This is a genomic window from Gemmiger sp. An194, assembly GCF_002160145.1.
Taxonomy (GTDB): Bacteria; Bacillota; Clostridia; order Oscillospirales; family Ruminococcaceae; genus Allofournierella.
Genome location: NZ_NFKA01000004.1, coordinates 1 through 20,025 on the forward strand (window position 1 = coordinate 1; position 20,025 = coordinate 20,025).

Annotated in this window: 18 protein-coding genes; 7 read left to right on the top strand and 11 right to left on the bottom strand. The window is 58.9% G+C overall.

The window, feature by feature from the left end; genetic code table 11:
- Positions 1 to 168: 168 nt before the first annotated feature.
- From B5F28_RS03240 to B5F28_RS03250, 3 genes are read left to right on the top strand one after another with little or no spacing between them, the layout of a single operon-like run.
- Positions 169 to 1,182: a GH25 family lysozyme gene (locus B5F28_RS03240; RefSeq protein WP_087293348.1), complete on the top strand. Its 1,014-nt coding sequence runs from the start codon at positions 169 to 171 to the stop codon at positions 1,180 to 1,182.
- Positions 1,183 to 1,193: 11 nt separating this feature from the next.
- Positions 1,194 to 1,445, top strand: a complete 252-nt coding sequence (locus tag B5F28_RS03245) for a hypothetical protein (RefSeq protein WP_087293350.1) — start codon at positions 1,194 to 1,196, stop codon at positions 1,443 to 1,445.
- Between the two features lie 7 nt (positions 1,446 to 1,452).
- Entirely contained in the window at positions 1,453 to 1,719 is a 267-nt protein-coding gene (locus tag B5F28_RS03250) for a phage holin (RefSeq protein WP_087293352.1), read from the top strand.
- Between the two features lie 544 nt (positions 1,720 to 2,263).
- On the opposite strand, the gene B5F28_RS03255 is transcribed toward B5F28_RS03250, so the two are convergent.
- The 4 genes from B5F28_RS03255 to B5F28_RS03270 all read right to left on the bottom strand — a co-directional run bounded on the left by B5F28_RS03255 (position 2,264) and on the right by B5F28_RS03270 (position 7,685).
- Positions 2,264 to 2,632 (bottom strand): RidA family protein, encoded by a 369-nt coding sequence (locus tag B5F28_RS03255; RefSeq protein WP_087293354.1) that lies wholly within the window; start codon positions 2,630 to 2,632, stop codon positions 2,264 to 2,266.
- 133 nt (positions 2,633 to 2,765) lie between these two features.
- Positions 2,766 to 4,031 (bottom strand): dicarboxylate/amino acid:cation symporter, encoded by a 1,266-nt coding sequence (locus B5F28_RS03260; RefSeq protein ID WP_087293356.1) that lies wholly within the window; start codon positions 4,029 to 4,031, stop codon positions 2,766 to 2,768.
- A 52-nt stretch (positions 4,032 to 4,083) separates the two neighbouring features.
- A complete protein-coding gene (locus tag B5F28_RS03265; RefSeq protein ID WP_087293358.1) occupies positions 4,084 to 5,253 on the bottom strand; it encodes a MalY/PatB family protein in 1,170 nt (389 codons plus the stop codon).
- Between the two features lie 320 nt (positions 5,254 to 5,573).
- Complete coding sequence (locus B5F28_RS03270; protein ID WP_087293360.1) at positions 5,574 to 7,685, bottom strand: sigma-54 interaction domain-containing protein; 2,112 nt, start codon at positions 7,683 to 7,685, stop codon at positions 5,574 to 5,576.
- 213 nt (positions 7,686 to 7,898) lie between these two features.
- Between B5F28_RS03270 and B5F28_RS03275 the strand changes: the two genes are divergently transcribed.
- A complete protein-coding gene (locus tag B5F28_RS03275; protein ID WP_087293362.1) occupies positions 7,899 to 9,185 on the top strand; it encodes an L-cysteine desulfidase family protein in 1,287 nt (428 codons plus the stop codon).
- A 120-nt stretch (positions 9,186 to 9,305) separates the two neighbouring features.
- On the opposite strand, the gene B5F28_RS03280 is transcribed toward B5F28_RS03275, so the two are convergent.
- From B5F28_RS03280 to B5F28_RS03290, 3 genes are all read right to left on the bottom strand, one after another.
- Positions 9,306 to 9,770 (bottom strand): peroxiredoxin, encoded by a 465-nt coding sequence (locus tag B5F28_RS03280; RefSeq protein ID WP_087293364.1) that lies wholly within the window; start codon positions 9,768 to 9,770, stop codon positions 9,306 to 9,308.
- A 47-nt stretch (positions 9,771 to 9,817) separates the two neighbouring features.
- Positions 9,818 to 10,579, bottom strand: a complete 762-nt coding sequence (yaaA, locus tag B5F28_RS03285) for a peroxide stress protein YaaA (protein WP_087293366.1) — start codon at positions 10,577 to 10,579, stop codon at positions 9,818 to 9,820.
- A 66-nt stretch (positions 10,580 to 10,645) separates the two neighbouring features.
- On the bottom strand, positions 10,646 to 11,128 hold the full coding sequence (locus tag B5F28_RS03290; protein ID WP_087293368.1) for a GNAT family N-acetyltransferase: 483 nt from the start codon (positions 11,126 to 11,128) through the stop codon (positions 10,646 to 10,648).
- Positions 11,129 to 11,264: 136 nt separating this feature from the next.
- Here B5F28_RS03290 and B5F28_RS03295 point away from each other — a divergent pair, with 136 nt between their 5' ends.
- From B5F28_RS03295 to B5F28_RS03305, 3 genes are all read left to right on the top strand, one after another.
- Positions 11,265 to 11,606, top strand: coding sequence for an arsenate reductase family protein (locus tag B5F28_RS03295; RefSeq protein ID WP_087293370.1), 342 nt, complete (start codon positions 11,265 to 11,267; stop codon positions 11,604 to 11,606).
- Between the two features lie 161 nt (positions 11,607 to 11,767).
- Entirely contained in the window at positions 11,768 to 13,876 is a 2,109-nt protein-coding gene (gene glgX / locus B5F28_RS03300) for a glycogen debranching protein GlgX (RefSeq protein ID WP_087293372.1), read from the top strand.
- A 47-nt stretch (positions 13,877 to 13,923) separates the two neighbouring features.
- Positions 13,924 to 14,592 (top strand): PIN domain-containing protein, encoded by a 669-nt coding sequence (locus B5F28_RS03305; protein WP_087293374.1) that lies wholly within the window; start codon positions 13,924 to 13,926, stop codon positions 14,590 to 14,592.
- 72 nt (positions 14,593 to 14,664) lie between these two features.
- On the opposite strand, the gene B5F28_RS03310 is transcribed toward B5F28_RS03305, so the two are convergent.
- Genes B5F28_RS03310 through B5F28_RS03320 form a run of 4 tightly spaced genes read right to left on the bottom strand, consistent with a single transcriptional unit; the run spans position 14,665 to position 20,017 of the window.
- Complete coding sequence (locus tag B5F28_RS03310) at positions 14,665 to 15,027, bottom strand: DAPG hydrolase family protein (RefSeq protein WP_247643391.1); 363 nt, start codon at positions 15,025 to 15,027, stop codon at positions 14,665 to 14,667.
- A complete protein-coding gene (locus B5F28_RS15255) occupies positions 15,003 to 15,137 on the bottom strand; it encodes a hypothetical protein (protein ID WP_275532604.1) in 135 nt (44 codons plus the stop codon). Before B5F28_RS15255 ends, B5F28_RS03310 begins: the two co-directional genes overlap by 25 nt.
- Before the next feature lie 15 nt (positions 15,138 to 15,152).
- The gene (locus B5F28_RS15345; protein ID WP_087293376.1) at positions 15,153 to 17,891 is read right to left on the bottom strand and encodes an FAD-dependent oxidoreductase; all 2,739 of its coding nucleotides are present in this window, start codon (positions 17,889 to 17,891) and stop codon (positions 15,153 to 15,155) included.
- Positions 17,888 to 20,017, bottom strand: coding sequence for an FAD-dependent oxidoreductase (locus B5F28_RS03320; protein WP_087293378.1), 2,130 nt, complete (start codon positions 20,015 to 20,017; stop codon positions 17,888 to 17,890). Before B5F28_RS03320 ends, B5F28_RS15345 begins: the two co-directional genes overlap by 4 nt.
- Positions 20,018 to 20,025: the final 8 nt, after the last annotated feature.

Here is a 20,025-nt window from a genome sequence, read left to right on the forward strand (position 1 = left end):
TTCGGCGACGGTGAGATCTCGGCCCGGGGCGAGATGCAGATCTCTGTCGGGCAGACGATCACCCTGACCATCCCGGATGCGGGCGACATCTACTGGCGGGACATGAAATGCGGCGGCATGGTGATTCTGTATCTGCCCTGAGCCGCGCAACAGGAAGGGAGAAACGAAATGGCATTGAAGTATGAAACCAAAGACCCGATTTTGGGCATCGACGTGAGCAAGTATCAGGGCCGGGTGGACTGGCTCCGGGTGAAGGCGGCGGGCTATGCCTTCGCCTTCGTGCGGCTGGGCTACGCCAACGGTGACGGCAGCATTGTGACCGACCCTTATTTTGAGCAGAACCTGAGCGGCGCGGCAGCTGCCGGGCTGGATGTGGGCGTGTATCTGTACAGCTACATCGACAGCGAGGACCACGCCCGCATCGCCGCCGCCCGGGCGCTGGAGCTGCTGGCGGGCCGGGCGCTGAGCCTGCCTCTGGTGCTGGACTACGAGCACGCGGCCAAGTACGCCGCCTTCAGCCGGGCGAAGAATACCGCCATCTGCAACGCCTTTATGGAGGTGGTGGCCGCGGCGGGCTATCTGCCCATGTTCTACAGCTACACCAGCTTTGTGAACAGCTACATGGACATGGCGGCCCTCGATCCGTACGAGGGGTTGTGGATCGCCAACTACACCGGCAAGATCGGGGTGGACAACGCCGCCGTCTGGCAGCACTCCAGCAGCGGGTCGGTGCCCGGCGTTGCGGGCCGGTGCGATCTGAACCGGATGTACTGTGACCTGCCCCGGATCATCCGGGAATACTACACCCCGGGCAAGGTGGAGTTCCAGCCGCTGACCGGCAAGCAGCTGGAGGTGTTCGATGCCAGCCGCTGCGAATACTTCACCGCGCCGGACATCAACGCGGTGGTGATGAACCCGGACGGAAAAACGGACAAGCTGCCGGAGGGTACTTATCCGGTTCTTACTCTGGCGGATGGTCTGGTGGACGGCTACCCCATGGTGCAGCTTGCGTACAAGGGCGAAACCGTGTACGCCGCCCTTCTGGACGACCGATGCCGCATCATCGACGCGCCGGAGGAAGGCCTGGAGCTGCGCCTGTGCCCGGTGCCCAACGAGGGCGACCGGCACAGCATTGAGAACTACTGCAAGGGGCTGGGCTTTTCAGCGGAGTTTATCTGGTGAGGAGGATGAATATGAATGAATGGAATGTGGTCGGGGTGCTGGTGGTGGTGGCCGGGTTGTTTTTGTCGGTGGGGGCGCCGGTGATCCGGCTGAACAGCACCATTACCAAGCTCTCCACGCTGGTAGAGGGACTGCGGGACCGGCAGGTCCAGCAGGAGCAAAATAATAGCGACAGCCACCGGCGTATCTGGAAACACAACGAAGAACAGGACGCGGTTCTTAACGACCATGAGACCCGCATCACGATTTTGGAAAGGAAGTAATGAGAAGATGAAGAACATCAACTGGAAAGTGCGCTTGACGAATAAGACCTTCTGGCTGAGCCTGATTCCGGCGGTGCTGCTGCTGATTCAGGTGGTGGCGGCGGTGTTCGGTTACGCTCTGGACCTGGGCGAGCTGGGCAACCGGCTGCTGGCGGTAGTGAACGCCCTTTTCGCCGTGCTTGCGATCCTGGGCGTGGTGAACGACCCCACCACCCAGGGTGTGGCTGATAGCAAGCAGGCGCTTACTTATGTGACCCCCAAAGCGAAAGAGTAAGGGAAAGCCCCCGAACCGTCCGGAAATTCCGGATAGTTCGGGGGCCTTTTTGCGTTGTAGGTACACACATAAGGTACACACTTTTATTTTTCTATCTGCATAATTGTTTGCATATTGCAAAGTTTATTCAATTTTAAGCAAGTATTTTCTCTATAAAAGCATATTATTTCGCATAAAAAAATAAGCGCGGTGGTTCGAATCCCTCTCTTTCCGCCAAAGAAGAGAACCGATCGAGCAATTGCTCTTTCGGTTCTTTCTTTTTGCAGTAGAGTAGAGAAGGGATTCGAACCCGAAAGGGTGATTGCCGTGAAGAAAACCTGCCGGCGGCAGGTTTTCAGGCGATCTGCGCGCCGGGGCGATGCCCCAAGCGCGGGAAGCTTTGCGGAGCAAAGATTTCCAAATCCCTCTTTTTCCGCAAAAAAATCCGCAAGCTGAAGGGCTTGCGGATTTTTTCATTTTGCAAAGATCTAAACGGGGAATAAACCCCGAAACAGTATAAAAAATCCCCCGGCTGCAAAACCGGGGGATTTTTAAACGGCAGAGATTACTTCTCAGCGATGGCTTCGATCTCGCACAGGGCGCCCTTGGGCAGGTCCTTTACAGCCACGCAGCTGCGGGCGGGCTTGGAGGTGAAGTACTTGGCGTACACCTCGTTGAAGGCAGCGAAGTCGCTCATGTTAGCCAGGAAGCAGGTGGTCTTCACAACCTTGTCCAGGCTGGAGCCGGCAGCATCCAGAATAGCGCCAACGTTTTTGCAGCTCCACTCAGCCTGAGCGGCGATGCCTTCGGGCATGGTGCCGGTCGCGGGGTCAACGGGCAGCTGGCCGGAGGTGAATACCAGATCACCCACTACGAAGCCCTGAGAGTAGGGACCGATGGCGCCGGGAGCGTTTTTGGTATCGATGATAGTCATGATAGAAGTCCTCCTTGGATCGAATCTTGACGCAGTTCACTGTGTGCGTGTGCACAATAATGAAGCTGCTTAACTACGTCTATAACTATAGCAATTTTGCATGGAAAATGCAATGGGGATTTTCTCTGCTGTTTCAGGCAGCATTGCCCTTCGCCTTTACGGCATTTACCAGCCAATCCTTGCCCTCGACCATACGAGCCACCATCATGGAAGCGATGGTGTCGCCGGAGGCGTTCAGGCAGGTAGCGGCAGGGTCAAACAGGAAGCCCAAAGTAGCAATCAGGGGGAAGGCCTCAGCGGGGAAGCCGAACATGCTTACGATGAGCATTTCACCCACCAGGCCGCCGCCGGGCGCGCCGGACAGAACAAAAGCGGACAAAATAGCAACCACAATGGCCATGGCATAGGTGCTCGCGCCGGTAAAGGGCATATTGAACACGCCGAAGAGGAAGGCGATCTTGGTGATGGAGCTCAGCACCGAGCCGTCCATGTGCATGGTGCAGCCCATGGGCAGAACCAGGTCACTCACATCCTTGGGAACGCCGATTTTATCGCAGGTTTCCTTGTTGACGGGCAGGGTGGCGGCGGAGCTCTGGGTGGCAAAGGCGGTCACAGCGGGGGTGAAGATATACTTCAGCATCCGTTTCACACCCAGTGCACCACCGGCGAACAGTGCATACAAGGGGAAGAAAACAACCACATACAGCAGGCACAGGGGGTAATATACTGCCATGGATCGGCCGTAGTCGCCAATGATTTCAGGACCGTATTCGGCTACCAGATTGGCAAAGTAAGCACCCAGACCAATGGGGGCAATGTTCATAATAAGACCAACGAATTTCATGATGATGTCGTTCAGGTTGGCCAGCAGCTTGCCCACAGGGCTCTCATCACCGCCGCAGGCGGAAACGCAGAAGCCGAACAGAATGGCAAAAATGATCAGCGGCAGCATGTTGCTCTTGCTCAGCAGGCCGGAGAAATCATCCACGGTAAGAGAGCCGACGATCATGTCGCTCACACTCTGCATTTCGCCCATTTCACTGGTGCCTATCTGGATATTGGTTCCGGCAGAGGGGCTGAACAGATTGACCCATACCAGCACGCAGACGCCTGCAATGATGCCGGTGGCAAGAAAGCTGAAAATGGTGCTGCCCAGAATCTTGCCCAGGCGTTTCATATTGGCCATGCTGCCCACAGCGGAAGCGATGGACACAAACACCAGAGGCACAACGATGGTGAACATCAGGTTCAGGAAGATCTGCCCCACGGGCTTGAGGGTCTGCCCAAGGCTGGGGGAGACCACACCGATGATGGAGCCGATAGCAATGCCGCCCAGCAGCAGGATGGGAAGCTTGTACTGCTGCCACAAGGACGATTTCTTGGTGGTAGTGTTAGACATGATGACTCTCCTTTTCCTTTATCGCTCCGTCCGCACGAGACGGTATTCCTGTTTATAATGCTTTCACAGCCTCTTCCAGCTGTTTCATGGCCTGTTCCAGAACCTTGCGGGAGCAGGCGGCGTTCAGACGCATGAATCCGTTCAGGCTGCGCCCGAAGCTCCATCCCTCGTTCAGGCCAAGCCCGGCCTTTTCGATCATGAAACGGCGCAGCTCCTCATTGCTCAAGCCCAGCTCCCGGCAGTCCAGCCAGACCAGATAGGTGGCATCCGGCAGGTTGGGCTTGATTTGGGGAATATGAGCGGCGCAGTAATCCCGGATGAAGTTGAAGTTGCCGTCGATGTATTCCAGCAGCTGATCCAGCCACTCCTCACCCTCGTTGAAGGCGGCTTCCATAGCGGTCAGGCTGAAGGCGTTGTTGCGGTGGATATCCATGTTCATCCAGGCTTTGTCATACAGTTCCTTCATCCGCATATTGGGGAAGACGGTGGTGGAAGCCTGCAGGCCTGCCAGATTGAAGGTTTTGGTACCGGAAATGCAGCTGATTACTTCGCCGGCAACCTGCTCAGACAGGCTGGCGGTGGGGATATGGGTTTTGCCGTGGAACACCAGATCCGAGTGGATCTCGTCCGAAACCATCAGCACACCGTATTTTCGGCACAGGTCAGTCATGCGGGTCAGCTCCTCGCGCGTCCACACGATGCCCAGAGGATTGTGAGGGCTGCACAGCAGGAACATGCTCACCTGGGGCAGCTTGGCTTCAAAGTCCTCCCAGTCCACGGTCCACTTGCCATCCTTTTCCACCAGTTGGTTCTCAACCACAGTGCGGTTCCAGGCTTCGGTCACGTCGTAGAACTCGCCGTAAACCGGGGTCTGGATCAACACCTTGCTGCCTTCCGGAGTGAACAGCTTCACCAGCATGCTCAGCGCGGGCACAACGCCCAGGCTCCAGCTCACCAGGCTGCGGTCGATGGTCCAGCCGTTGCGGCGCTTCTGCCAGTTGCAGATGGCCTCAAAGTAGCTGGCCGGGCGGCTGGTGTAGCCCCAGATGCCCTCCTGTGCCCGGGCAGTCAGCGCATCGATCACCGGCTGGGGGGCTTTGAAGTCCATGTCCGCGATCCACAGAGGAATCACCTTGTCAGTGCCGAACTTCTTAATCCGCTCGTCGTACTTGGCGGCATTGTTTTTGCTGCGGTCCACAACGGTGTCAAAATCGTATTTCATAAAATCGGTTCCTGCCTTTCTGTTTGGGCGCTTGCCCACGTTTCTCTGCCCAGATTATAGCAAAGAGTGTGCCAAAAGCGAAGAGGTGGGTGACGTTACCATCCATTTCGGCGTTTTAACGGTTTTGATTGTTTGCGTTGCAGCAGATTGACGGTAAAATCTGGATGTAGTCAATTGCATGGAAAAAGAAAAACAGGCCGGTCCGCAGAAGAAAGCACGCGGTACCGGCCTGTTCCTTATATATAAGGAAATCGACGATCAAAAACGGTTAACCAATAAATGAAAATGGTTGATTTCGGATGAACTACAGGTTAAATTGGTCATAACTGGTTGTCTGTGGTATGGGCGGTCAACAGCTGAAGTCCCTCTTCGGTCAGGTGACTGCCACCGCGCCCCCGCTCAATGCGCAGATAACCCAGTTGAGCCAGCTCACTCATCAGGCGGCGGACTTGCTGCTGGGAAAGCGGACGGTGTATCTGTCGAGCGGCAGAAAGCAAACTGTCCCGCCCGGCGGAGCGGCCCTGGCGCGCGGCCTGATAAATTAATTGCAGAACCATCCACTGTTCTTCGTTCAGCTGAGGCGGGGAAGAGGACGAGTCCGGTAAAGATGTCAGAGCCGCAGCCGCTACGCTCACCGGCGGGGTGAGTCTGCCGCCAGTGCTTTCTGCAGGCAGATAGTGGAAGGTAGGCGGCAGATCCTCTGGTGTAATGACCTGGCTGCCGGTGTAGCTGAAATATTCCACCACATTGCGCAGCTCCCGGATGTTTCCCCGCCACTGATGGGCCAGAAGCATCTGCTCCAGCTCCGGAGAAAGGGTGAATTCTACGCCACTTTTCTTTCGGAAATACTCGATGAGCAGCAGCAGGTCACCCTCACGCTGGCGCAGAGGTGGGATGAGGGCGGGCAGGGTGTTCAACCGGTAGTACAGGTCCCGACGGAAGCTGCCCTGCTCCACAAGCTCCTCCAGATCCTCATTGGTGGCGGCTACGATGCGCACATCTACCCGAATGATCCGGTTGCCGCCCACCGGCATGATCTCGTGCTCCTGCAGCACCCGCAGCAGCTTGCACTGCAGTGCCGGACTCATACCCTCAACCTCGTCCAGAAACAGGGTGCCCTGATGGGCAAATTCAAACAGACCGGGCTTGCCGCCCCGCCGTGCTCCGGTGAAGGCGCCGTCCTCATAACCGAAAAGTTCGCTTTCGAGCAGGTTTTCTGGCATGGCTGCACAGTTAATGGCCACAAAGGTGCCCTGGGCCCGGGGCGATGCGTTGTGTACCGCATGGGCAAACAGCTCCTTGCCGGTGCCTGTTTCGCCGATCAGCAGAACCGGCAAGGAGGTGGCCGCCATCTTTTTCAGAATCTCGATGGTGCGCCGGATCGCAGGGGACTCGCCGATTACATTTTCAAAGGTGTATTTGGCCCGGTATCCCTTGGGACTCAACTGGCTGCGCAGTTCATTCTGGCGCTGCTCTGCGTCGCTGAAGCGCTGGACTGTGGCAAAAGCGCCCAGGCAGACCCCGCCTCGCAGCACCGGGGCGACGGTTACGGTCAGGTTGGTACCGCCTGCCCGTACTACCTTGGCGGGGATTGCCTCCTTGCTCTTCAAGCATTGCTTGAAGGGGATATAGGGATACACATCACTGGCCCGGCGATGCAGCGCCAGGGCATTGCTTACCAGGGTAATTTGCTCCAGCTTTTTGTTGCAGGCAAATACCTCGCCCTTCTCGTTCACACCTACCAATCCTTCATCCAAAATGTCCATCAGAATATCGAACTGGCTTTCCAGACGGCGGCTGCGGTTGAACAGCCGGTCAAAGCTGTAGGTGTTGGTGGCCACGATCTCCTGATAATGGTGGAACCGGGGCGTTTCCAGCAGATCCTCCAGACCCAGCTTCAAAGCGGCTTCGGTCATGGTGGCGCTGGTGCAGACGCGCTGGCCGATGTCAATAATCTCCTTCGCGCCTTCCGGCACATAACGCTGCTCGCTGGGAGTGATCACATAATCATAAAGCGACATGTCCGGTTCCGGGCAGCCTGGATGATACAGATCAAACTGCAGCTGATTTACGCCCAGCTGGTTCAGCCGGCTCACCGCTTCGCGGCTCATCTTATCGCTCAGGTTTACGAACAGTACCCGGCTTCCGGCGGGAAGCTTCTGCAGGCGGCGCACCACATCCCACAAAAAGGTCAACTCGATCTCGGTGATTTCCGCATCCAGGGGCAGGTACTGCCGCAGATCGCTGCCCGATTCAAAGGCATCGGTGGAGGTCATATACAAATCATAGCGTCGCCTGGGCAGCTGATTCACCGATCCATCCCGCACACTGTAGACCTGAACGGTTACCTGGTCGGCAAACAGGTCCTTTACCTGCTTGCCGTAAAACCGCCCTGCCAGCGGGTCCCAGGAAATTACAGCAATATTTTTCATAAACAATTCTCCTGCAACCAGTTTTGATAACCAATAACCCAATTATAATCTCAGTTTTAACCGTTTTTGTTTCTCTTGTCAAGGAAAAAAAGCCCCATAAAAATATTTCTCGGCGTACTGGTGATGTTGGCACAGTTCTTGCTGCAATGGAGGCAGAAGAAACAATGCCGCGCATTGCGGCAGAGCATAACAGGAAAAAGGAGAGCGAATAACATGCTTACAAAACAGGAAATGCTGGATCTTCTTCATCAGGAAGTGGTGCCCGCTCTGGGCTGCACCGAGCCGGTGTGCGTGGCGCTGGCCGCCGCGGATGCCTATCATGCCATCGGCGGGCAGATCGTATCGGTAAAGATGCAGGTAAACCCCGGTGTATATAAAAACGGTATGTCGGTGGGTATCCCCGGGTTTGACCGGGTCGGCCTGAAATATGCCGCTGCACTGGGCGCCTGTCTGGGCAATCCGGAAAAGGGTCTGCAGCTGTTGGAGGAGATCACCCCCATTGTGAGCAAGGAAGCTACCCGCCTGGTGGAGGAAAAGCAGGTGAGCGTGACCATCGCGGAAGAGGAGACCCAGCTGTATGCCCACGCCGAGATCATCACCACCCGGGGCATCGGTATCAGTACCATCCGTAACACCCATTCCAACATTGTTTACACCAGCGCCAACAATCAGGTGCTGTTTGAAAAGGAATACACCGTAGGCGGTGAGGATGAGCTGCACGAGAAGCTGAAGACCATGACCGTGGCCCAGATTCGTGAGCTGGTGGACAGTGCCGCTGAGGAGGAGCTGGCCTTCATGATGGACGGTGCCAAGATGAACGAGACCCTGGCGGACTACGGCCTGGAAAACCGGCTGGGCATCGGCATTGCCGACACTCTGAAGACCCAGCTGAATGGCGCCATGGGTGACAATCTGTTCAGCAACACTATGGTCCGTGTGGCCTCCAGCGCGGAGGGACGCATGTCCGGCTGCCCTTACGCAGTCATGAGCAGCGCCGGCAGCGGCAACCATGGCATTACCGCCATCATTCCGGTCATGGAGATGGCCAAGCACCTGAACGCCAGCCAGGAAGCGACTGTAAAGGCACTGGCCTTTTCACATATGCTGAACGTTTACATCAAGCTGTTCACCGGCAAGCTCAGCGCCACCTGTGGCTGCGGCGTGTCGGCTGCGGCTGCTTCCGCCGCCGCTATGGTCTGGCTGATGGGCGGCAACGATGCCCAGATGGGCGCTGCCATCATCAACATGAGCGGCAACCTGACCGGTATGATCTGTGACGGCGGTAAGATCGGCTGCGCGCTGAAGCTGGCTACCGCATCCAACGCGGCCCTCATGAGCGCCTATCTGGCCATGGGCGGCGTTGTGGTCAGCGCCAGCGACGGCATTTGCGACACCACCCCGGAAAAGGCCATCCGCAACATGGGCCGTATCAGCAACCCCGGCATGACCGCTACCGACAAAACCATCCTGGACATCATGATGGAAAAGGACCGGAGTTAAATCCTTCTTTTTGATTATTTCTTTTTCCTTTCTCTCTTCTCATAAGAAAAACTGCCGCATCGACCAAAACAGATGCGGCAGTTTTTCGTTTCATCAATAGAGCGTTTTTCAGCGATAGAATCAGCCTTCCTGCTCCAGCAAAGCCAGCAGCTCACCAGCGTTCTCATCCGGCTTGACCTTTTCCTTGGCCCAGCGGATCACGCCCTCCTCGTCGATCAGGTAGGTGGTGCGTACCACGCCCATGCTCACCTTGCCGTAGAGCTTTTTCTCCTTCCACACATCATAAGCCTGAATGGCCTGCAGCTCCGGGTCGGAAAGCAGCACAAAGGGCAGGTCGTATTTCTGGGCGAATTTCAGGTGAGAGGTGGCGCTGTCCTTGCTGACGCCGATTACCACAGTGTTCTTGGCGGAAAAATCCGCATGACGGGCCGCGAAGACGCAGGCCTGACGGGTGCAGCCAGGAGTATTGTCCCGGGGATAGAAATACAGCACCACCTTTTTGCCTTGGAAGTCCGCAAGGCTTACGGTGTTGCCGTCCTTGTCGGTCAGGGTGAAGGCAGGGGCTTGGGTTCCGATTTGCAGCATAAACAATCGCTCCTTTTTTATTTGGAAAATTAAATGGTTAGAATTGGTCAGTTGGACTTCCAATTGGGGTCCTGTACAAAGACCAAATGGTCAGGGGAGGAGTGCTCAAGGGAATAGGCGAAGCCGAACCGGCAGAAGGAACGCAGCTCCTCCGGAGTTTTGCAGTTCTGTTCCGCCGCATGGCGTACCATCGCGCCCCGGGCCATCTTGGCAAAGGTGGCCTTTTCCTTCAGCTTGCCGCCGGTTTCCTGAGCGAAGGTCACCTGCACCCGCCGCACGGAATCGGGCAGCTTGCCCAGCACACATTTGCTGTACTCCTTGGAGGCCAAGTCCACCAGGCAGTCAGTCTCTTCGGCCAGAGTGTCCGCCAGCAGGGTGCCCCAGAATTCATACAGGGTTTTGCAGCGAAAGTCCACCGGTTTTGCCTGCATCTCCAGCCGGTAGGGGGTCACGCCATCCATGGGGCGCAGCAGACCGTATAAACCGGATAAGATCCGCAGATTCTCCTGCACATAGGCAAGTTCCTCCCGGGTGAACACACCGGGGGCCATGTACTGGTACTGAATGCCCTCGTAGGCGAAAAGGGCTGGGGTCAGCGCCCGGCGCAGGTCCATCCTCTGCAGGCGTTCAAAGTTCGGCTCTGCCAGTGCGTCGCTGCAATTCCAAAGAGCCTTACAGGCAGCATAGTCCAGACTTTGCAGATAGTCCTTCAGTTCCTCGGCCTGCTCCAGAAAGCGGGGCAAGTCCTGGGGAGCGAAGGAATCGGTATCCACATTCATGGTTTTTGCGGGAGAGATGATGAACTTCATGGCAGAGCCTCCTTTTCGTTCCTATTGTAGCAGAGGTGCGCAAGGTAAAATGTTGCCGCGGCAAAATCAGAAGCGCAGCCGCATATCATACCAGACCGCGCCCCCGTGCTGGGAGGCGGAAACGCCCTCGTTTTCAAAGCCAAACCGACGGTAAAAATCCAGCAGCTCCTGCTTGCAGGTAAGCACCACGCCCTGACGGCCCTGGGCCTTGGCGTCGGCGATCATCCGGTGCATCAGTGCGCTGGCGTAGCCCTTGCCCTGGGCGGCGGGATGCGTCTCCACGCCAAAAAGCATCTGCCAGGCTCCCTGTTCGTTGTGCAGGCCTGCATCTTTGAACATTTCATCCTGCAAAAGGGGCGAATCGCTCACGCAGCCGTTCACACAGGCCAGAATCAGCCCATCCTCCTCCGCCAGCCAGAAGTGCTCCGGGAATGCAGCCAGCCGCTGAACAAAGGCTGCACGGGTGGCCGCCTCCTCCGGCGGAAAGCACTGCTGCTCCAGGGCATCCAGAGCATCTAGATCGGTGGGGCGGGCGTGTCGAATGGTCATAACAGGTCAATCCTTTCGGTTAATATCGATACCAGTATACTACAAAACGGCGGCCAGGGGCAGGCCCTGCTGCCGCTTTTTCATGGGCTGTGGTATAATATTGGCTGTGAACAAACAAAAATAGGGAGAGTAAACCATGAACATCCAGATTTTCGGAACGAACAAAAGCTTCGATACCAAAAAGGCCCAGCGCTGGTTCAAGGAGCGGGGCATCAAATTCCAGATGATCGACCTGAAGGAAAAGGGAATGAGCCGGGGTGAGTTCGACAACGTGTGCCGTGCGCTGGGCGGCTGGCAAAGCCTGGTGGATGAAAACGCAAAGGACAAGGACACTCTGACTCTGCTGCGTTTTCTCTCCCCGGAGCAGCAGGCGGACAAGCTGTTCGAAAACCAGCAGCTGATCCGCCAGCCCATCGTGCGTAATGGCCGGCAGGCCACCGTGGGCTGCTGCCCGGAGGTCTGGCAGACCTGGGAATGAACCATCAGATGCCCAAAGCTTTTTGGTGTTTCGCACAAGGAAGTGGGGGCTTTCTTGGTGGTTTCGCCGTTCCCTTTTCGGTCCGATTTTTGGTATCATGAAAGAAAAGAGCCCGCGACGGACATAGAACGCACGGGCTTTCGGGAAGAGGGGAAATACTCATGTCCAGAACACCGCATTCCGGTTCGCTGCTGCCCGGGCGGCTGCATGCCACCGGCGAGGTGAACGGTTTTCAGATTCGCCCGGGCCTGTTTTTGTCCAATGGGGCCACGCTGGTGCCGGGCGGCGTCAGTTTTACCATTCATTCCTTCAACGGTACCGACTGCGAGCTGTGCCTGTTTCATCAGGCCGATCAGGAGCCCTTCGCGGTGCTGCCCTTCCCGGAGGAGTGCCGCATGGGCGGAACCTATTCCATGATCGTGTTTGATCTGGACATTCAGGACATCGAATACGCCTACCGGATGGATGGTCCCTGCGACCCTGCCCGGGGACTGATTTTTGACCGGACCAAATTCCTGCTGGACCCCTATGCCCGGGCGGTCACGGTGCAGAGCATCTGGGCGGGCGGCGAGCGGCTGGGCCGCACCTACCATGCCCGGGTGGTGGAGGATACCTTCGACTGGGGGCCGGTCCGCAATCCGCGCATCCCGTTCTCGGACATGATCATCTATGAGATGCACGTGCGCGGCTTCACAAAGCACGCCAGCTCCCAGGTGAAATTCCCTGGTACCTTTGCGGGGCTTGAGGAAAAAATCCCCTATTTGCTGGAGCTGGGGGTGAACGCGGTGGAGCTGATGCCCATTTTCGAGTTCGACGAAAAGGCCGAGGAGCGGGTGGTAAACGGCCAGAAGCTGCGCAACTACTGGGGCTACAACCCCATCTGCTTTTTTGCGCCCAACATGGACTACACCGCCGAGCCGGAGCTGAATCGGGAGAGCATGGAGCTCAAACGACTGATCCGAAGCCTGAACGAAAACGGCATCGAAGTCATACTGGATGTGGTGTTCAACCACACCGCCGAGGGCGACGAGACCGGTCCGTTCTTTTCCTTCAAGGGCCTGGACAACAACATCTACTACATGCTCACGCCGGACGGCCGGTACTACAATTTCTCCGGGGTGGGCAATACCCTGAACTGCAATCACCCCCAGGTGCGTCAGTTCATTCTGGACTGTCTGCGCTACTGGACGGTGGAATACCGGGTGGATGGCTTCCGCTTTGATCTGGCCTCCATTCTGGGCCGGGATGAGACCGGCAGCCCGTTGTCCAAGCCGCCGCTGCTGGAAAGTTTGGCCTTTGACCCGGTGCTCAGCCACGTGAAGCTCATCGCTGAGGCATGGGACGCGGGCGGATTGTATCAGGTGGGCAGCTTTCCCTCCTGGAACCGGTGGAGCGAGTGGAACGGCAAATACCGGGACGACCTGCGTAAATTCTTAAAGGGCGACGCAGGTCTGGCCGAAGCAGCGGTGCAGCGCATTTGCGGCTCGCCGGACCTCTATCCGCCGGACAAGCGCCCCAACGCCACAGTGAACTTCATCACCTGCCATGACGGCTTCACGCTGTATGATCTGTACGCCTACAATGCAAAACACAACGAGGCCAACGGCTGGAACAACACCGACGGCTTTGACGACAACAACAGCTGGAACTGCGGGGAGGAAGGACCCAGCCAAAACCCGGAGGTGAACGCCCTGCGGGACCGGCTGCGCATGAATGCGCTCACGGTGCTGCTGTGCAGCCGGGGCGCAGCAATGTTCCTGGCAGGAGACGAATTCGGCAACAGCCAGAGCGGCAACAACAACGCCTATTGCCAGGACAATGAAATCTCCTGGCTGAACTGGGAACAGCTGGAGCAAAACCGGCCCTTCTTTGACTTTGTGCGGCAGCTGATCGCGCTGCGCAAGGCGCACCCGGTGCTGCGGGCGGCCACTGCACCCAGCCGCTGTGGCTGGAAGGATCTTTCGCTGCACAACAACGGCAAAGCCTGGAATAGCGAATTTCTGTCCGAGACCCGCCAGATCGGCGTGCTGTTTGCAGGGCGGGACGCAGCGGACGAAAACGACGACATCCTGCTGCTGGCGCTGAACATGCACTGGGAGCCTCATCCTCAGCATCTGCCCGCGCCGCCCAAGGGGCTTTGCTGGCAGCTGGTGCTGTACACCGCTGCGGCAGACCCCTTCGCAGCCGGTCCCTTGAACGGCCTTTCGCTGGAAATGGGGCCCCGCAGCGCGGCGGTGTTCCGTCTGGTTCCTACGGGCGGCGGAATTTGATGCCGGCGGGGAAATGGTGTATACTATACCATTGAGGTGAAAATTAAATGGCAACTTATCTGGTTGATACCGAAAACGTGGGTACCGCCTGGCTGGCCGTGGCGGAACAGATGCGCCCCGAGGATAAAATGTGCGTGTTCGCCTTTTCCGGCGACGCAAAGCTGAGCATCAATTTTTCCATGCTGGAGACCTGCATGCGGGCCGCAGGGCAGATCGAGATCGTCTGGTGCGGCGAGAAGGTCCGCACCAAAAACGCAATGGATTTTGCCATCGCGTCCTATGTGGGCCTGTGCGCCGCCGGAGGCGAGGGCGAAATCTGCATCGTCTCCAACGACAGCGACTACGAGGTGCTGTCCGGCTTCTGGGCCCAGCGGGGTGTGACAGTGGAGAAGCTGGCGGTGGGCCAGGGCTATGCTTACGCCAAGGAGATGACCTCCCGTCAGGCCCAGCCGGTGCGTGAGCCGGAGCTGAACCCCCGCAAAAAGCGCATCCGGGTGCTGCTGAACGGCGACAGCGAGGCCGCCGAGCTGGTTTACCGGGTGTGCGAAACGATCCCGGAAAACGCCAAGAAGAAGGGAAAGCGCTTTTTGGAGGCGCTGGAAAAGGAACCCCGCTTTAAAAAGATGGCCGAGAAGAAGAAAAAGAGCATCGTGGAAAAGGCCAACGGTGTCACCGGCATCTACTTCGACCGGCAGGAAAAGCTGCGGGAGCCCTGAGCAGGCCTTCCCGCCCTATACAACAGAAAAGGACCGGCAGTATAATCGCTGTCGGTCCTTTTTCTGTATGGATCAGAATCCCAGGCAGTCCGGGCATTCGGCCCACAGGCGGGGCAGAATGGCGGCCAGATTGGAGAATTCCTTGATGTTATGGGCAAACAGGCCCTGGGGCACAATCTCGGGCAGACGCACGCCCTCCGGCAGAATCTTTTTGTAAACGCCGTCGATCAGCGCGTAGCCGATCCAGAACCGGGAGCAGAACATTACGCCATCCTTGTAGGGGTACCACTTGTGGGTCATGGCGGCGGCGCAGTTGCCCTCGCCGATGGCGCACACCAGCGACTGGCACTGTTCGCTGCCCACCAGAGCCGAATCATAGCCGAAGTCCGCCGGGCTCTTGAAGCACAGCTTCAGAAATTCCGGGCCGGGGCCCACATCCTCCAGGATGTAGTGGTCACGTTCAGGTAGGGCGCTGCCACCGCCCAGATGGGCGGCAGCAGCGCGATGCAGAATGCAAGGGTCAGAGTTTGTGCTTTGTTATGCATGCCGGCCCTCTCCGGTTACTGGCAGTCGGCAATGTACTGAGCAGCACTTTCGCCCGCCATACGGCCGGTGTTCACCGCGAAGCCCATGGAGTTGCCGGGCAGGGTGAAGTTGTAGCTGTCGCCGTAGATGGTGTTGGCATCGGAACCGGCGCTGTACAGGCCCTCGATGGGCATATGGTTCTTATCCAGAACCTCGCAGTACCGGTTGATGCGCACGCCGCCCACGGTGCCGTAGGCGCCCAGGTAGTATTTACCCACCAGGTACTTACCCTTTCCGGTGATGGGGTGCAGGTACTTTTGGGACTTGTGGAACTTGCTGTCCATGCCGCAGCGGCACATGGCGTTGTACTCGTCGATGGTGTTCTGCAGCACGTCCGGGTCAATGCCCAGCTTCTCGGCCAGCTCGGGCACAGTGGAAGCCTCGAAGTAAGCCTCGTAGCCCTGCTCCACAGCCTGTGCGGCCTGACCCTCGAAGGCCAGGAAGGCCTCGGCGGGATGCACGATGTCCACAATGTCAGGACCGTTCTTCTTGTACTCCTTCAAAATGCCCTCATCCATGATGCAGTAGCCGTAGTTGCCGGGCTGCAGGGCCAGGGCATTGCCCGCATAGGTGGTGTTGCCCAGATCACCCTCGTTCATGAAGCGCTCGCCCAGCTGGTTCACCATCAGGTTGGGCTGACGCAGCACGGCGTCCAGAAGGAACCAGTTCAGGTTATCGGGCAGCTGATAGATGGCTTCGATGTTGGCGCCGAACTTCTCTGCGCCCACTTCCCACATCATCTTCAGGCCGTCGCCGGTGATGCCGGGAATGCGGAAGGGGAAGTAGTCCTGGCCGATGTGCAGGCCGAATTCCTTCTCGATCATCTCGGGGTTGTTGCCGAAGCCGCCGGTGGCCACGATCACAGCCTTGCCGCGCACCTCCAGGCCGTTGCCGTCCTTGTCCACAGCTACCGCGCCGCAGACCTTTCCCTTTTCGGTAATCAGAGAGGTGGCAGCGGTCTCCAGCAGGATCTCACAGCCCAGCTCCTTGGCGCGCTGGGTCATGGCCCTTACCATGGCGCTGGCGGCACGGGGACCGATCACGCCGTTTTCCGGCTTGACGATGTGCCAGGTTGCTTCGGATTCCTTGAAGTAGCGGAAGGCGCCGGTGAATTCCACGCCCATCTCCTCCAGCCATTCAATGGTGTCGGCGCTCTTGTGGAAGTAAGCCTGCACCAGATCCTCGTCCACCCGGTAGTGGGTGTATTCCATGTGCATCTGGATGGCCTTGTCCGCGCCCAGGTTGTTGAAGGCTGCCTTCTGGATCTTGGTGTCGATGCCCAGGGGGCCCATGCCCATGTTGGCAGCGCCGCCGGTGGCGCTGGATTTCTCCAGGATTACAGTCTTCATGCCCTGCTCGCCTGCAGCGATGGCAGCGGCCAGACCGGCGGGGCCGCCGGCCACGATGACGATATCGGTTTCGATGGTTTTCATGATATTCACCTCAACATGTTTGGGTTGGTTGACGGGAGCTGCCGGAGTCTCCACCGGGGCGGGCTGGAGCTTGGCGGGGCGGGCGAATACCCGCTTGCGCTTGGCGGCAGGCAGAGGAGCGGCTTCGCTTTCCGCCTGTGCGGCGGGAGTTGCTCCCTTCACGGGAACAGGGGAGGAGGGCAGCTTGGGCAGGCGGCCGCTGGTGCGCTTGATGGCCTGCTGTTCGCAGACGGTCAAGCATTCGCCGCAGCGGCTGCAGTCGAAGCTGTCGATCACGGCTACCAGTCCCTCGCCGCCCTCGATGCACTGCTTGGGGCAGGCGGGCAGGCACTTGTCGCAGCCATTGCACAGCTGCGAGTCTACGTAGAACTGGGTCAGCGCCAGGCAGGCATTGGCGGCGCATTCCTTGCGGCGTACATGAGCCTGGGTTTCGGCGGCAAAAGCATCTATTGCGCTGAGGGCAGGCAGAGCGGCCTCTTCACCCAGTGTGCAGTTGCAGGAAACGGTCATTGCCCGGCCGATCTCCTCTGCCAGATCCAGATCACCGGCCTTTGCGCGGCCCAGCGAAATGCGCTCGAAAATTTCATTCAGCTGATACAGGCCCTCCCGGCAGAAGGTGCACTTGCCGCAGCTCTGGCGGCGCAGGGTGAGCATCTCCTTTTTGGCCAGGTCCACCGGGCAGTCCCGGTCGGTCATGGGACGCAGCACACCGCTGCGGCTGGAAAGGCTGGACAGCGTCATGCCCTCCAGCTGCTGGGCGGAATAGAACCGGTGATCGGCCAGCAGACCCTTGCCGGCGGGAATGATTTCAGTCAACAGGGTATCGGCGGGAAATTCAGCGGGGGTGGCATCACCCACCGCCGCGAGAAGGCCGGGCTGTGCGCCGGTCAGCCGGTCGGCCATGGCGGCCAGCCGCTCCAGATCCAAAAGCAGGTCGGTCTTGTGTAGTGCCTTGTTCACCAGTGCCGCCTGGGTGATTTCCAGCGGCAGATCCACCGTGCCCGCGTTGGCCAGCAGGGTCTGGCGGTCCACCTCACATCGAACCACCAGCTCAGCGCCGGAGGCTCCGGTGAGCAGGGCGGCGATCTTCAAACCGGCCACCACACCGGCGGGATTGGTGTGCAGCAGCATGTTCTTCATGCCTTCGGTGTCCGCATTGTACAGTGCGCCAACCACCCGGCCGGATACCGGGGCCATGGTGCCGAACAGCTCCTCCAGCCGGGCGCGGTCGCAGCCGCGCAGTTGAACCAGAGCGTCGGTGTTGTTCATCAGCAGGCTCATTGCTGTGCCTCCTTTCCGTTCTGATCGTAATCGCTCCAGATGCGGAGCGGGGTAATGGTGAACCGCAGGTCACACTGCAGGCAGCGGCCCGCCTCCTGGCGCACGCTGTCATCGGCCAGACCAAAGCTCACTGCGTCGAAATTGTTCTCGCGCAGCGCCGCCTCACGCACAACCTCGGGCTGGCGGGTCTGATGGCCGAAGCCCTCGATCCGGCCCAGGAAGGCATCGGGCATCTCCACCGCAGCAAGCACCTCGGAGATATCGCCGCTGCCACCCAGCGCCTTGTCGATCTCGCTGGCGGCATCACGGCCGGCGGCAACCGCCTGAATCACGGTGCGGGTGCCGTATACCGCGTCGCCGCAGGCGTAGATGCCGGGCACGCTGGTGCGCAGGCTGCCGGGCTGCACGGCGATGGAATTGCCGCGGCCCAGCTCCAGGCCTGCCTCGGGGCTGATCTGGGTGCGCTGGCCCACCGCGAAGATCACGGTGTCGGCCTCGATCACATGCTCGGAATTTTCTTCCTTTTCAATCACCGCACGGCGGTTTTCATCAAAGGTAAAGGATTTTACATTGCAGAACCGAACGCCGGAAACCCGATCCGGGCCCAGAATGGCCTCGAAGGTGTGGGCGGGATGAATCCGGATGCCCTCCTCCTGGGCCTGTTCGATCTCTTCCTCGTCGGCGGTCATCTTCTCACGGGCTTCCAGGCAGGCCAGGTGAATTTCCTCGGCGCCCAGGCGGCGGGCGGTGCGGGCGCAGTCGAAGGCAACGTTGCCGCCGCCCAGCACGATGACCCGCTTGCCCATGCCGGTCTCCACGCCCATGGAGGCGTCCCGCAGGAAATCGCTGTTCAGCAGTACGCCCGGCAACTCACTGCCCTCCATGGGCAGGCGAACCCCCTGATGGGTGCCCAGCGCCAGCAGTACGGCGTCATATTCCGCGGCCAGTGCCTTGAAATCGCTCACGCGGCAGCCGGTCTCCACCGAAACGCCCACGTCGTTCAAATAGGCAGCTTCCTTCGCCACTACCTCGCGGGGCAGACGATAGGAGGGAATGCCATAGGCCATCTGGCCACCCAGGGTGGGGTAGGCCTCCTTCAGGGTCACGCTATGGTTCTGCTTCGCCAGGTAATAGGCAGCGGTCATACCGGCAGGACCACCGCCCACCACGCAGACCCGCTTGCCGGTGGCGGGCAGATGCTTGCTGTTCTTCTTCCAGAGCTCGCCGCCCGCATGTTCGGCAGCGTAGCGCTTGATGTTCCGGATGGAAACCGGCTCGTTCACCTCACCGCGGCGGCAGTTGCTCTCACAGGGATGAGCGCATACGCGGCCCAGGCACTCGGGGAAGGGCAGCCGCTCGTGCACCACGGCCAGTGCCTCTTCCCAGCGGCCCTCCTTGGCCAGACGCACATAGCGGGGTACATCGATATGAGCCGGGCAGGTGGCCTGACAGGGGATCAGGGTGTCCTTTTTCTCCACAGGGGTGAACTCCACCAGATCCCGGATGGTACCGGTGGGGCAGACCTCGGCGCAGGCACCGCAGAAGCGGCAGTCCGCGTCGGTGAGCAGCTTGTCGTGCAGGGTGCCCACATAGGTCTCCAGCTCATTTTTGTTGTACTGCAGCACACCCACGCCCCGCAGATCACCGCAGGCGCGTACACAGCGGCCGCACAGCACGCAGCGGTTCATATCGTGGATCAGCAACGGGTTTTTGCCGTTCTGGGCAAAGCCCTTGATGCGGGTGCTCATGCGGGTGGCGGAAACGCCCATGTACTGAATTAGGGTCTGCAGCTCGCACCGGCCGTATTTGGGGCAGGTGGAGCAGTCCTCCGGATGAGCGGCCAGCAGCAGCTCCATGGCCAGCTTGCGCAGGTCGTGGATACGGGGGCTGTCGGTAGTGAGCTTCATACCCTCGGTTGCCTTCAGCTTGCAGGAGGGCTGCACGCCCTCCATGCCCTCCATGCCCTCCACCTCAACAATGCACAACCGGCAGGAGACCCGGTCCGGCAGGTCGGGGTGATGGCACAGATGGGGAATATAGATCCCGTTCTGCAGAGCGGCCTCCAGCAGATTCATGCCCTCGGGCACGGTCAGCTGTTTGCCGTCGATCTCGATCGTAACGCTCATGTTCGGCG